Source organism: Mucilaginibacter puniceus (genome assembly GCF_054783175.1).
Genome location: NZ_BAAGRB010000001.1, coordinates 802,237 through 817,002 on the forward strand (window position 1 = coordinate 802,237; position 14,766 = coordinate 817,002).

Genomic DNA, 14,766 nt, shown 5'->3' on the forward strand with positions numbered 1-14,766 from the left:
TAAATAAATCATGAAAATTCCATTTTCGCCACCTTATGTGGATGATGATATCATTGAGGAAGTTGTTGACACTTTAAAATCAGGATGGATAACTACTGGTCCTAAAGTTAAAGCATTAGAGGCCGAGGTTGTCAAATTTACACAATGTAAAGAATCATTATGTGTAAACTCATGGACATCAGGAGCCATGCTTGTCTTAAAATGGTTTGGCGTGGGCCCGGGTGATGAAGTTATTGTGCCTGCTTATACTTATTCAGCTACTGCTTTAAGTGTTTTGCATTGTGGTGCAACACCTGTAATGGTAGATATAAATAATGATTTTACTATTAATCCAGAAAAAATAAAAGCGGCAATCACAAATAAAACAAAAGTAATAATGCCTGTTGATATAGCGGGATTGATGTGTGATTACGATGCGATTAATCAATTAGTGATTCAAAACGAAGTTAAATCTTTATTTATCCCAGGTTCAGAAAAGCAAGCACAATTGGCTCGCATTTTAGTTGTAGCCGATGCCGCCCATTCTGTAGGTGCTACATACAACAATAAGCAATCAGGTAATGTTACTGATATAAGTATATTTTCTTTTCATGCGGTAAAAAACATAACCACTGCTGAAGGTGGTGCAATTTGCCTTAATTTGCCCGCAGGGTTTAGCAATGCGGACGAATATAATTTAATGCGTTTGTGGTCATTAAATGGGCAAACAAAAGATGCCTTTACCAAATCAAAAGCGGGTGGTTGGCGATATGATATTTTATTTGCAGGTTTAAAAGTAAACATGCCCGATTTATGTGCTGCGGTAGGTTTGGCCCAAATCAAAAAGTATGACAGTGTTCTTTTAAAAGAACGTAAAAGAGTAGCTGATGCTTATTATTCTTTTTTTGCAGATAAAAAATGGGCTCAAAAGCCAATTTTAAAAGACGAGAAAAGAACATCATGTAACCATTTATACCCTCTAAGAATAAATGATATTACTGAAACCCAACGCGACCAAATGATAGAGAACATTACAAACGATGGTGTTGCTGTAAATGTACATTTTGTACCTATGCCCATGTTAACAATTTTTAAAGATTTGGGTTACAATATTAATAATTACCCAGTTGCATACGATAATTATTCAAGAGAGATATCTTTGCCTATATATCCTCAGCTTAGCGCCAGCCATATAACATATATATGCCAATCAGTTGAAAATGCATATAACTACTTAAAAATTAATGAAAAGGTTATTTGATTTTACTGCATCATTAATAGGATTAATTTTATTATTACCTGTTTTTTTTATTTTGATCATAGCAATTAAAGCTACATCAAAGGGAAGCGCCTTTTTTAAACAAACCAGAATAGGGCAATACAGAAAAGAATTTGAACTTTATAAATTCAGAACAATGTATGTTAATTCGGCAGGGAAGGGCCTTTTAACTATTGGTGAAAGGGATGGAAGGATAACACCTGTTGGATATTATTTAAGAAAATACAAGTTAGACGAACTGCCCCAACTTATAAATGTTTTATTAGGAAATATGAGTTTGGTTGGGCCAAGACCTGAAGTAAAAAAATATGTTGATTTATATGATAATGAACAATTAAAAGTGTTGCAATTAAAACCTGGAATCACTGATATGGCATCAATAAAATATAAAAATGAAAATGAAATGTTGGGCAAGTCAGATAATCCGGAATCAATTTATATCAATGTAATTATGCGCGATAAGATAAAAATCAACCTAGAATCAGCAGCGTTAAACAAAAGTTTATCTGGTTCAATTAAAATAATACTGCTAACTATTAAAGCTATATCCATTAAATAAATATTATATTTTAATAATTACTTACATTATTTAACTCAGATAACCTATAAGCTGCTAATTTAGTATAATTTACAAATACAATGATAGTTTTGTTACTTTTGCAAACATTAATACATTTAGCTTGTTAACTAATGTGAATATGGCAAAAATGAATTCATCTACTTTGTTTAACCAAATCAACATAGTCCCCCGCTGGCTTATTTTTTCACTTGATTTAGTAATTACTTTTTTTTCGCTGGCAGTTGCTTACTTAATAAAGTATAATTTTGACCTTTCAAGTTTAAATCATGTTGAATTTGGACGTAATTTATTAATCTTAGCTATAGTTAGTGCAACAGTTTTTTTCGCAGTAAAAACCTATATTGGTATTATCAGATACACAAGCATACAGGATTTATTTAGAATATTAACAACTGTTTTAATTACTAACGGAACATTCTTTTTAGTCAATACAATTTCAGTTGTATATACTAATACTGCATTAATTTCAACCAATTTATTGATAATAAATTGTCTTGTATGTTTCTTGTTAATGTTATCCTATAGAATTATAGTAAAATACTTTTTTTTGTACATAAAAAATTTAAAGCTAGATAAGAAAAAGGTAATTATTTATGGCGCTGGCCAAGCCGGAATAGCTGCAAAAAGAACGTTTGATCATGATCATAAAGTGAATAAAAGAATAATGGCTTTTGTTGATGATGATCCAAGAAAGGTAGGCAAAACAATAGATGGTATATCCATTTTGGATTGTAAAGATCTGCCCCAATTAATTAAGGAGCATAAATTGGATGAAATAATTTTCGCATCATATACTATACCAATTGAACAAAAAAATAAGGTAGTTGATATATGTTTGGAAAATGAGGTTAAAGTATTAAGCATACCATCGCATGATGCATGGACAAGCGGGAAACTGCAAGCTACTCAAATTCAAAAAGTAAATATAGAAGAGCTTTTAAATAGAAAATCTATTGAAATTGACATTACCAATATTCAAAAGGAATTAAAAGGCAAAAGAATATTAATAACTGGTGCCGCTGGCTCAATAGGAAGTGAAATAGTAAGGCAGTTATTAAAGTTTGATACAGATTTAATTATTATGTGTGATCAATCTGAGACTGCATTACACCATTTATATTTAGAGGTTGAAGAAATGTTTACGGATGCCAATTTTCATGCTTTTATTGGTGATGTAAAGGATGAGACAAGAATGGATTATCTGTTTGAAACATATAAACCTCATTATGTATATCACGCCGCAGCCTATAAGCATGTTCCTTTAATGGAGGATAATGCTTCAGAAGCCGTAAAAACAAATGTTTTGGGTACTAAAACTATTGCTGATCTCGCAGTTAAATATGCAGTGCAAAAGTTTGTTATGATTTCAACAGACAAGGCTGTAAACCCAACAAACGTAATGGGGGCATCAAAGCGGATAGCCGAAATATATGTTCAGTCATTAAATAAATTAATAAGTAATAAGGACTTTAGCTTTACTAATGGTTTAAGTCATTTAAATACTAACAAACCAAATACCAGATTTATTACTACACGTTTTGGTAATGTATTAGGTTCTAATGGATCTGTTATACCCAGATTTAGGCAGCAAATTGAAAAGGGGGGACCGGTTACAGTTACACATCCTGAAATAACCAGATATTTTATGACTATACCCGAAGCTTGTCGCTTAGTGTTAGAGGCGGGGTGTATGGGTAAAGGCGGTGAGATTTTTATATTCGATATGGGCAAATCTGTAAAAATTGTTGAGCTGGCAAAAAGAATGATTCGTCTTGCGGGGCTTGTTCCTAACCAAGATGTTAAAATTGAATATACCGGATTAAGACCTGGAGAAAAATTGTTTGAAGAACTGCTTAATGATCATGAGAATACTCTGCCTACTCATCATGAAAAAATAATGATAGGCAAGGTTAGAGAATATTTATTTAATGAAGTTGAGGGACAAATTTATACTTTAATAAACCATGCCAAAAGTAACGATGACATGCAGGTTGTAAAATCCATGAAGCAAATAGTACATGAGTTTAAAAGTAAAAATTCTGTTTTTGAAGAATTAGATATGATTACTCAAGCACTTTTAAATGAATAAAATTTTAATACCTATTTTTTTTCTCTTCGTTCTTATCAATTCGTGCAAAAATCAAGTACAAAGCGAAGTTGTAGTATATGATAACAATTTTGAAAGTAACAACTTATTAGGTATAAAAGGTGCAGTTATTGGTCAATTCAATAATACTTCCGTTTTAGGTCAATACAACAATGGTGGTTTTGAGTTAAACCTAAATAATTTACCCCGCCATCATTTAATCTCAATATCATTTGATTTATATATACATGATAGTTGGGACGGCAACAAATTATCACCAGATGGCCCTGACATATGGCAAATGTTAGTAGATGGTAATACGTATATAGATGCTAGTTTTTCTAATTCTCCATGTATTACAGGTAGTGGGCTTTTTTGCCCTCCACAATCATACCCTCTTAATTATCCTAATAATTATAACAACCCCAAAAAAGGTGCTTATAAAACCGACTTACCAGGTGTTTGTCATTTGGTCAATGATCCAAACGGAACAACTTTGTATAAAATTGTAAAAACCTTTAAGCATTCAGATAGTACCTTATTGTTGCAATGCTTAGATAAATTGGTGCAAACTAATACATCTACCCCTAAGTGCGATGAAAGCTGGTCGGTTGACAATATAGTTATCAAAGCCATTACCTTATGAAGTTTGCAAAACTTATAGTAGTTATATTTTTTTTAGTTTTTATACACAATTTAGCTTATACTCAAACTTTACCTGTTGGTACAGTGGGGCTGGAGGATTATTATAGAAGAAGCCAACTAACAGGAACCGCAGATACAAACGTATCATTTACTGTTAGGCCAATAGTACCTTCATTTATTAATCCTAAATCAAATCCATTTTATCCTGATAGCACTGAAAAAAGGTATAATTTATTGAATGCCGAAAGTTCATGGACAGCACCAAATGGAAAGCTCAAAACTGAAGTTCTCCCCATAACATTACAAACACAATTTAATACCCATCATCCTTATGGTTGGAACGATGGAGCTATGATACCGGCAAAGGGACTGCAAACATTAATGAGTGGTGGTATTTATATGCAATATGGTATTTTAAGCGTACAGTTCCGCCCCGAAATTGTAATCGCTGCAAATTCAGACTTTGAAACATTTAATCAAAAGCATTATGATGTGATTTTTGCACGGTACTATGATATATATAATAATATTGATTTGCCCGTTAGGTTTGGTACAGAACAGTATAACCAAATTTATTGGGGCCAAAGTAGCATCAGGTTAAATTATAAATCATTTTCATTTGGTTTATCAACCGAAAATTTATGGTGGGGGCCAAGTATTAGGAACTCGTTATTAATGAGTAATAATGCACCTGGATTTGCACATTTGACATTGAATACAAGGAAACCTGTAAAAACATTGATAGGAACGTTTGAAGGCCAGATAATTGGAGGAAGATTAGAAAATTCTAAATTTCCGCCATTAATTCCTGATCATAGTTTTTTTAATACAAATTTATATATACCTAAGCCTGATAATTGGCGATATCTATCCGGTATTATTATTACATGGCAGCCTAAATGGGTGCCTGGGTTATTTTTAGGTTTTAACCAAAGTTCACAAAGTTATGGAAAGAACCTTAGTAGACTAGGTGATTATTTTCCGTTTTTTTCTTCGGTTAAGAAAGTGAATGCACCCGATGATCCTGTCAATGGATTAGATCAAAGAAGTTCATATTTTATGCGCTGGTTATGGCCTCAAGAACATGCCGAAATTTATTTTGAGTGGGGCCGTAGCAATACAACAGCTGATTTTAGACAAACACTTTTAGCACCAGAATTATCCCGAGCATATGTTTTTGGTTTACGTAAATTTATAACAACTAATAATTCGATAGATCAGGGTATATTGATAGGCGTTGAAGCAGCACAATTACAACAAAATTCAATAGAGAAAATTAAATCTGGTGATGGCGGGTGGTATGTTAGTAAATATATCAGGCAAGGATACACTAATAACGGTGAGGTTTTAGGAGCAGGCATTGGCCCAGGCGGAAACCTGCAATCCTTGAATGTTAGTTGGGTAAAAGGAATTAAAAGAATTGGGCTGCAGCTGGAGCGTTATATTCATAATAATGATTTTTATAATTATGCATTTTATGACAGTGGAGATCATAGAAGGCATTGGACAGATTTAAGCTTAGCTGCTAGTGGCGAGTGGAATTATAAAAATTTTATTTTCAACGGTAACATTTCAGCTATTAAAACCCTTAATTACCAATGGTATTTAATACAAAATCCCGGTGATCCTTATTATGTAAAAGGAACCGACGCATTTAATTTGCATATACGTACAGGTGTATCATATAGGTTTTAATTAGTAATATGAAAAGGGTATATTTTATATCAACCATACTAGGGGTAATTGCCTGTTTGTTGTTTAAAACCAATGTAAATGGCCAATCTATCCCGGTGGGCACACCTGCGTTTGAAGACTATTACAGAAGAATGCAGTTATTAGGCGAGGTAGATCCAAATATTTCGTTTACCGTACGACCAGTTCATCCTGATTCAAAATTCAAGAAGAATATTTATGATCCTGACAGTACTTTGAAAAATGATAATTGGATCAATGTTGAGCCGGTTTCATTTGCTAAAAGGTTGGGTTCTTTTCAGTTACTACCTGTACATATTCAACAGCAATTCAATAGCCACCATCCATATGGATGGAATGATGAAGCGATGATACCTGCTAAGGGATATCAATCAATGGTAAGTGGTGGTTTTTATTTAAAATTTGGGCCGTTAAGTATTCAATTACGACCCGAGTATGTTTATGCCGAAAATCCAGATTTTGAGGGATCAAATTATACAACTTATTCAGGAATAGATTTACCCACTCGTTTCGGAAACACTGCGTATAAGCAAGTAACCTGGGGTCAAAGCAGTATCAGATTGACTGTGGGCCCGGTATCATTAGGATTATCAAATGAGAGCTTATGGTGGGGGCCGGGCACACGTAACTCATTAATATTGAGTAATAATGCACCTGGTTTTAAACACGTTACTTTTAATACGGTAAAGCCAATAAAATCATTTTTAGGGTACTTTGAGGCGCAAGTTATTGGCGGTCATTTAAAGGCTTCAGGTTTGCAACAGGAGACGAATGTATATACACCTGATCCACTGGAATCAAGGTATTTTGCAGGGTTGAATATTAATTATCATCCAAAATGGGTGCCGGGCTTAACTTTAGGGTTAATCAGAACATTTAATTCATATAGTCATTATGTTAAAACTTTTGGTGAATATGTACCTTTCTTTTACCCGTATCAAAAATCAAGTACAAATAGTGTTGGCGATCCTATACCGCGCGATCAAATTACCTCTGTTTATACCAGATGGCTATTTGTTGATGCCAAAGCCGAGGTTTATTTTGAATATGGAATCAATGACAATTCATATGATATCAGGCAATTACTAAACAGGCCTGATCTTGCAAGGGCTTATCAATTTGGTTTTCGTAAAATGGTTCCGCTTAGAGAAAAAAGCAAGTATATTATATTTGACGCGGAGATTACTCAATTGTCCCAATCTGTAGATAGGATACTAGAAAATCATGGAAGCTGGTACACACATGCTGAAGTATTAGCTGGTCATACTAATAAAGGTAAAATTTTAGGTGCAGGTATAGGTCCCGGGGGTAATAGTCAGTCTATAGATGTTAGTTGGGTTCACGGATTGAAAAGAATAGGGGTTTCATTTGACAGGTATGAACACGAGGTTGACCGTACTAAAGATAATATTGATGGTAATAGCCGTAAATGGGTTGACTTTGCTTTTGGCCTACAGGGTGAATGGAATTATAAAAATTTATTGTTTAATGCTAAATTACAGCATATCAAATCTTTAAACTATCAATTCATTTTGAAAAATTATGTGCCCGGGCAATATTATATACCACATAATGATGTATATAATTTCCATGGCGAATTAGGCTTAACTTACAGGTTCTAGTTTTTTACGGGTTAATAAAATATAAAAAACAGCTATTAAAAAACCTATAATAATTCCTCCTACTATAGCTATGGAGTACTTAAGTTTATTCCTTTTAAGGGGAAGTTCTGGTTCATCAACAATTTGTACGGTAGGGGTTTCCTGGGCCAGCATAGATTTGCTTGATTCCAGGTTTTTTACTGTTTCTGAAAATATAGTTGATAGCACAATTTTATCGCGCTCCTTTATTTCAACATTAGCACTGGGCGCGGTATAAGCCGGGTTTATATCTAACAAACTTTGATTGGCTGATGACAATGAAAAAGTTCTGCGATTTAAAATAGCACCAATACTATCAGCGCGGTTTTGTAACCTGCTAATATTATTTTTCAATCTTTTTGTTTTAGTATCAATAAAAAAGTCTGTGGCTTGTTTAATTATTCTATTACAAAAAAGCAGAGCCAACTTTTCATCTTTCATAGTTGTATTTACTTCAAAAAAACCTAGTTTTTTATCAGGTTTGGCTATTCCAAATTCGCCCGACAGAATTAAAATAGACATTTCGTGCAATAAACTATCCTGTAGTCGGGTATTATTAATCCCGCCAAGAGGAAAGCGGGTTATTTTACCATCGGGGCTATACTTTAGCCACTTTTTATTAAGCTTATTTACAGCTGCATAACGGTCTGCCAAGGTTTGTGTACTATCATAAGCAGTTAACAAGGTGGCTTTAATAAGTTTTTGGCTTTTAACAAGTTCAAGTACATTGTCGCCAGCTAATACGCCGTTGCCGCCACTTAATATATCCATATTTATTCCAAAAGTTCCGGCAAGGGCAGACAAACCACCACCACCGCTTGATTTGGAGTCATCAATTACAAAAGTAAGCCTGGCTGTATAGGTTGGTGTCCATAACCAGGCAGTTAACGCACCTGCCAAAGCCCCAATAATGGCTAATGCAGCTATGATTTTTTTAAATGATAAAACATATTTAGCATCATTAAATCTATCGTTAAGAAGCTTTTTCATTGAGAACTCAGGCTCATATGGATAGGGAAGATTTTCCTGACTCATGATTACTTTTTAGATAAAATAGCAATAATACTTACCAATGCAGTTAACGCGGCAGCAATACCGCCCAAATCTCCAATTCCTATTTTTATTTTGCTAGGTGATTTTTCTGGCACTACAATTTTGCTTCCGGGTTTAACTATAGGATAGTTGCGGAAGAATAAGAAATGCCTAACCGGCTTGCTTAAGCCATCAGGATATTTAATATAAGCCCCTTTAAGCCTCGCATTCTCAGTAACGCCACCTACTGCATTAATATAATATTTAAAGCGGCGGCCATTATAACTTATATATTGCGGATTGTTTACTGAACCTGCAATCTCTACATAGGATATCACCCGAGGCACATAGATACTATCACCGGGCAATAATATCATAGTTTTTTTGTCCTCGTTAGACATATTAGAACTTAACTTCAGATTCACGCGTGTACCATTACGGTATATTTGCGTGTTTTCAAGAGAACCATAAGGTGTTACTCCCCCTGCTCTTTGCAAAAGTTCAATAGCAGTTTCATCCCGTTTTTGTACAGCAAAATCTCCCGGAGAAACCACTTCGCCTTCAATCTTAATGGTTCCTAAAGTATGATAATTAGGTAATCGGGGCACGTTAACTACATCCAATGGTTTTAATTCCATCTCGCGGTTCGGATCTGTAGTGCTTTGCATGTCAACAATTATGTTTCTAACCAATTGATTAGCTACGCTATCGGTTTCGTTTTCTATAACACGGCTTACTTCTACCCGGTGTTCAGCAGCCTCATCTGCAAAGCCACCGGCAATGGCAATAGCATCCGTTAATTTTAATCCCTTGCGATAGGTTAATACTGTTTGGTTTTTAACAAAACCACGTATAATTACTTTTTGGTTAGTTACAAATATATCGCGTCCTAATATGATAACCGAGTCTTCGCGCATCAAAGGATAATCAGTTTTTCCGGCTATAACATCGGTCGGGTTAAAGGAAATTTGAACCTTATCTAAATTAGGAAGTGTTCTTTTAATATATCCCAGTTCTGTATAAGCATCAGGCCTTAAACCCTGAGCAATTTTTAGCAGCTGACTTAAAGTAAGCCCTGCTGTAAGCTCAAAAGGACCAGGGTTGTATACTGAGCCTTCCAGCACAATTCTATTGCTGTAGCGGTTGGTAATGGCGTCTATTTGCACCTTGTCTCCATTACGCGGGGTATAATTTTCAAATAGATTGGCCGGTACTGTTCTAACTTCGCGCTCGATTGTACCTATCTGGTCAATACGTGCATTACCTTTATAGGCAATATCAGTATACCCTGCGGCATAGGTTATCAGATCACTTAGTTTTTCATTATCCTTTAATTCGTAAATCGCGGGCCTTTTTACCTCACCGGTAATAGCCACACGTTTGGTATAAACAGGTATATCAATTACATCTTGGTCCTCAAGACGTATGTTGCCATCTTGCAATCCATTAAGTAAAAAGGTATAAAAATCAACAATTTTATATACTTTGTTATTACGTATAAGCCTGATGTTTCTTAATGAACCATTGGCAGTTGGCCCCCCAGAAGGATATAAGGCATTAAAAAAAGTAGAAAGGGATGAAAGTGTATATGATCCCGGTGTTTTTACTTCGCCAACAATAGTTATTTTGATGCTACGAGTATTTCCCAAATTAACATCTAAACGTGTTTGCCCAGAATTTAAAGCAGGATAAACTTTAGCAAGTTTGTTTTTTATTAACGTAGTTGCCTGCTCAATAGTAAAGCCGTTGACATAAACTAAACCGGCATTAGGTATTTGTATATTACCATCAGGACTAACTTTAGTGCGCACTACCGTTTCATTCAACCCGGTTACTAATACCAATACTTCATCGCCGGGGCCCAAAACATATCCTTTAGGTGTAGCCATGGTTGAGTTTGGTTCAAATTTAACGGCAGATTGGGTAAAGAAATCTGTACCAAAAACAGTTAAACCGGGCCTTGTCTGCTGTGGTAATGGTTGTGGTTTGATAACAGTATCATTAACGTTTCTGGTATAATCTTCCGTTTTTTTCTCTACAATTTTGGTGGAGGTTTTAGACGTTTTGTTTTTTAATCCTAATAAAGCAACACGGTCTTTAAACGCTTGAATTTGATCTGGCGCAACACCTTGTGCAGCCATTAATTTATAGGCTTCCTGTTCAGACAGGCCAGAATCTTGTAGCTTTTCCCAATATTTAGTTATGTCTTCATCGCTGGCTTGCTCTACCTTTAAATTCTGAATATTATTTAAAGATATTTCCTGTGCAAAAGCTGGTCCTGAAGAAGCTGTTAAGACAAAAAATAAAAAGTATATGATGTATTTAATTCGCATGCAAATTGATTTACTAATTGTTACAAATATAAAATATTATATCATTGGAAATGCCATAAGTAGTATTAAGGCTAAGTTGGTAAAATGCGGTGTCATGTTGGCCATCTAACAACTTATAATGGTAATGGTTTAACTTCATATAACGAAGGGATAAGCCTTTGTAAGCCCCTAAAATGCTGTTCGTTATTAATTAACTGACGAATATGCTGATAGGCATTATTGCCCATTGTACCAATTAATGATTTGTTAGTATACAATAACTGAATGCATGCTGCCAGTTGTTGTGCATTACCAGGCTCAAATAGCAAACCGGTATTGTTATTAATAACCATTTCGGGTATGCCACCAATTGCAGCGCCTATTACAGGTTTACTTAGCGCCATGGCTTCAACTACGGTAAACCCTAAAACCTCATAACACTCTGAGGGGCATATTAAAAATTCGGCACCATTAACTATTTGTAAAACCTCTTGTTTGCTTTTTTTACCCAAAAAGGTAACATTATTTAGGTTGTTATCTTCTTTAAATGCTTTCAATTCGTCCTCTTGTAAACCACTTCCCACAACTTTTAGATTGATATTGGGGTTGCTTAGCATAGCCTTTAATAACGTTTTAATCCCTTTTATTTTTTCAAGCCGGCCTACAAATACTATATAGCGCTCTTCATCATGTATTGGAATTAGCTTAGCTTGTTCAATTGCAGAATAGTCGTATCCATGATATAATTGAACCAGCTTCTCTTTAAAAAAACCAAATTGCTTATATTTTTCATATTGGAAAACAGACGGGCAAACATAATAATCTACATATTTATAATAATTAAGGTACTTGTGCACATAGTTTTCTAATGCTGCAACAGTACTTGCCAGATAGGAGCCCTTTTTGCAGGAGTGAGTTATGCAATTATAAAATTTACCTCCAAAGCACCGTTCGCAAATTTCTCCGTGGCTTACAAAAATACTATCAGGACAAATTGGAGTATATTCATGTAGTGTCCAAATAATGGGGATGTTTTTTTGCTTTAATATTTTTAAAATGACAGGAGTAATGTAATGATGGATAACGTTAATATGTGCAAAATCTATATGGACATCTTCAAGAAGCCTGGCAAGTTTATTCATGGCTTCATGCGAGTAGATACTTTTCATTACTACTTTAACGCCATCAGCTATGCTGTTTTTATTAACCTTTTTATAATCAATGTTTTCTATGAAATATTCACTATAAGCGGTTGGTAAATTCCTTTCATCTTTCATTGAAAAAGGTATAACCGTATGCCCCTGTTGCTGGTAAATATTTACTACATTTTCAACGTATGTCCAATCTCCTCCGGTTGGGTACCATGCCCAGTTTACAACAAGAATATTCATTTAGAAAAAACTAACATAAGTTATGCGATTTTATCACCACCTATTTTAATTATTGATTTTATTTTTTTACCGAGCACCTATTTAGCAAAAATAGGTTAAAGTTACTATTTAATAATGTAACTGGTAGTTATATGTATAAATAAATGTAGTATACATTGTTTTTTATCCGTAGGCTCAATTGTACTATCAAAATCAAACAAATGGTTATATTTGGAGCTTTGGTTACAAAGTACTACCTATAGTTATTATGCTGAAAAGCTTCTTGAAAAATTTGGCTATTAATATTTCTGTAAAAAACAGGCAAAAAAAATATCAATATTTTCTTGATCAAATACAGCCAGGTAAAGATTCTAAAATTTTAGACGTAGGTATTACTGAAGATGATGCTTATTCGGGTGTTAACTTTTTAGAAAAACATTATCCATATAAGGAGAATATTACGGCACTTAGTATTGAAGATGCACCAAATTTTAAAAAAAATTTTCCTCAAATTACTTTAATTAATTATGATGGAAAATATTTTCCTTTTGCTAACAAGGAATTTGATATCGCATGGTCAAACGCAGTAATTGAACACGTAGGTGATTATGATAGCCAATTACTTTTTTTGAGCGAGTTATTACGCACAAGTAAAACTATATTCATTACTACACCTAATAGGTGGTTTCCTATTGAGGTTCATACCAGGTTGCCGTTTTTGCATTTTTTACCTAAAAGTTATTTCGACAAAATATTACCTTTAATAGGTAAGGGTTGGGCGGCCGGAGATTACATGAATTTGTTAAGCGTGAGCGATGTTGAAAAAATGCTGCGAACTCTTAATGTTAAGAATTATATTATAAAACGTAATAGGAAATTTTTTATGACAATGGATTTTGTTTTAATTGTAAAGCAATAAGCAATATCTGAAAATATTTCCCTATGGTTTTTTAATTTATGGTGATGTTTAAAACATATTTAAATCTTCTGTGTTTGTAAAATGATGCCCGATTAATTGGCATTTATATTAGTAATTTTGGTTTTGGTTGCAATTTTTTAATAATATCAACGATTGTGAAGCAAAATATGCTAAATTTGAGAGATTTAAAAGTCGTTTTTAAAAAGGTTTGTACTATCGTAATACTCTACTGACTGACGGTAGCACTATTATCTACATATGAAAAAAAAAATTTATATTGCTGGTGCGGGAGGTATGCTTGGAGAAGCTTTTTACCGCATATTTAAAGATGATTACGAGGTTAAATGTACAGATAAGGATGTAAATGAAAAGTGGTTAAGTTTTTTAGACTTTCGTGATTTTGAAAAATATAAAAAGGATGTGTATGACTACAAGCCTGATTATTTGTTTCATTTAGGTGCTTACACTGATCTTGAATTTTGCGAGTTAAATTTAGACGATACTTATTTAACTAATACAACAGCAGTTGAAAATGCTGTTTTCATAGCTAATAATTTAGATATCCCGTTGTTATATATTAGTACAGCCGGGATATTTGATGGCACAAAAGATTTTTATGATGATTGGGATGAGCCCAATCCGTTAGGACACTATGCCCGTTCAAAATATATGGGCGAACGTTATGTACGTGAAAACGCTAAGCGTTATATTATTTGCCGTGCAGGCTGGATGATGGGTGGTGGACCGGATAAAGACAAAAAATTTATTAATAAAATTATTAAGCAATTAGCCACCGGAAAGCGCAATTTGCACATTGTTAATGACAAAGATGGCACCCCGACGTTTACTGTTGATTTTGCTAAAAATGTTAAACTTATTTTAGAGCGGGAATATTGGGGCCTATATAACCTGGTATGTAATGGCGAAACCAGCAGACGTGAAGTTGCGGAAGAATTGGTGAAAATATTGGACCTTGAGGATAAGGTTACATTTCATGAAGTAACCTCAAGTTATTTTAAGGACACTTATTTTGCTCCAAGGCCACCTTCAGAGCGTTTGATTAATAAAAAGCTTGAGCTGAGAAACATGAATATAATGCGCGATTGGAAAGTTGCATTACATGAATACATTAGTGATTATTATATGGATTACTTAAAGGAAAACAATATTAATCGTACTAAAGAAGACATCATTGCCCAATAATACATATT

11 protein-coding genes are annotated in these 14,766 nt (G+C 34.1%); 8 read left to right on the top strand and 3 right to left on the bottom strand.

Annotation, left to right across the window (positions count from 1 at the left end; all coding sequences use genetic code 11):
• Positions 1-10 precede the first annotated feature (10 nt).
• The 6 genes from ACYVJ6_RS03810 to ACYVJ6_RS03835 all read left to right on the top strand — a co-directional run bounded on the left by ACYVJ6_RS03810 (position 11) and on the right by ACYVJ6_RS03835 (position 7,904).
• On the top strand, positions 11-1,240 hold the full coding sequence (locus ACYVJ6_RS03810; RefSeq protein ID WP_460692698.1) for a DegT/DnrJ/EryC1/StrS family aminotransferase: 1,230 nt from the start codon (positions 11-13) through the stop codon (positions 1,238-1,240).
• On the top strand, positions 1,224-1,817 hold the full coding sequence (locus ACYVJ6_RS03815) for a sugar transferase (protein ID WP_460692699.1): 594 nt from the start codon (positions 1,224-1,226) through the stop codon (positions 1,815-1,817). The genes ACYVJ6_RS03810 and ACYVJ6_RS03815 overlap by 17 nt, the downstream gene beginning before the upstream one ends.
• A 139-nt stretch (positions 1,818-1,956) precedes the next feature.
• A complete protein-coding gene (locus ACYVJ6_RS03820) occupies positions 1,957-3,927 on the top strand; it encodes a polysaccharide biosynthesis protein (RefSeq protein WP_460692700.1) in 1,971 nt (656 codons plus the stop codon).
• Positions 3,920-4,570: a hypothetical protein gene (locus ACYVJ6_RS03825; RefSeq protein WP_460692701.1), complete on the top strand. Its 651-nt coding sequence runs from the start codon at positions 3,920-3,922 to the stop codon at positions 4,568-4,570. Before ACYVJ6_RS03820 ends, ACYVJ6_RS03825 begins: the two co-directional genes overlap by 8 nt.
• Entirely contained in the window at positions 4,567-6,264 is a 1,698-nt protein-coding gene (locus ACYVJ6_RS03830; RefSeq protein ID WP_460692702.1) for a capsule assembly Wzi family protein, read from the top strand. Before ACYVJ6_RS03825 ends, ACYVJ6_RS03830 begins: the two co-directional genes overlap by 4 nt.
• A gap of 8 nt (positions 6,265-6,272) precedes the next feature.
• Positions 6,273-7,904, top strand: coding sequence for a capsule assembly Wzi family protein (locus ACYVJ6_RS03835; RefSeq protein ID WP_460692703.1), 1,632 nt, complete (start codon positions 6,273-6,275; stop codon positions 7,902-7,904).
• Here the strand turns inward: ACYVJ6_RS03835 and ACYVJ6_RS03840 are convergent.
• The 3 genes from ACYVJ6_RS03840 to ACYVJ6_RS03850 form a co-directional block, all read right to left on the bottom strand.
• Positions 7,887-8,957, bottom strand: a complete 1,071-nt coding sequence (locus ACYVJ6_RS03840) for a hypothetical protein (protein ID WP_460692704.1) — start codon at positions 8,955-8,957, stop codon at positions 7,887-7,889. The two genes, ACYVJ6_RS03835 and ACYVJ6_RS03840, sit on opposite strands and share 18 nt — an antisense overlap.
• Before the next feature lie 2 nt (positions 8,958-8,959).
• Complete coding sequence (locus tag ACYVJ6_RS03845) at positions 8,960-11,287, bottom strand: SLBB domain-containing protein (protein WP_460692705.1); 2,328 nt, start codon at positions 11,285-11,287, stop codon at positions 8,960-8,962.
• A 113-nt stretch (positions 11,288-11,400) separates the two neighbouring features.
• On the bottom strand, positions 11,401-12,657 hold the full coding sequence (locus tag ACYVJ6_RS03850; RefSeq protein WP_460692706.1) for a glycosyltransferase family 4 protein: 1,257 nt from the start codon (positions 12,655-12,657) through the stop codon (positions 11,401-11,403).
• Between the two features lie 262 nt (positions 12,658-12,919).
• Between ACYVJ6_RS03850 and ACYVJ6_RS03855 the strand changes: the two genes are divergently transcribed.
• Both ACYVJ6_RS03855 and ACYVJ6_RS03860 read left to right on the top strand, forming a co-directional pair.
• On the top strand, positions 12,920-13,555 hold the full coding sequence (locus ACYVJ6_RS03855; RefSeq protein WP_460692707.1) for a methyltransferase domain-containing protein: 636 nt from the start codon (positions 12,920-12,922) through the stop codon (positions 13,553-13,555).
• Between the two features lie 258 nt (positions 13,556-13,813).
• The gene (locus tag ACYVJ6_RS03860; RefSeq protein WP_460692708.1) at positions 13,814-14,758 is read left to right on the top strand and encodes an SDR family oxidoreductase; all 945 of its coding nucleotides are present in this window, start codon (positions 13,814-13,816) and stop codon (positions 14,756-14,758) included.
• The last annotated feature ends 8 nt before the right edge of the window (positions 14,759-14,766 follow it).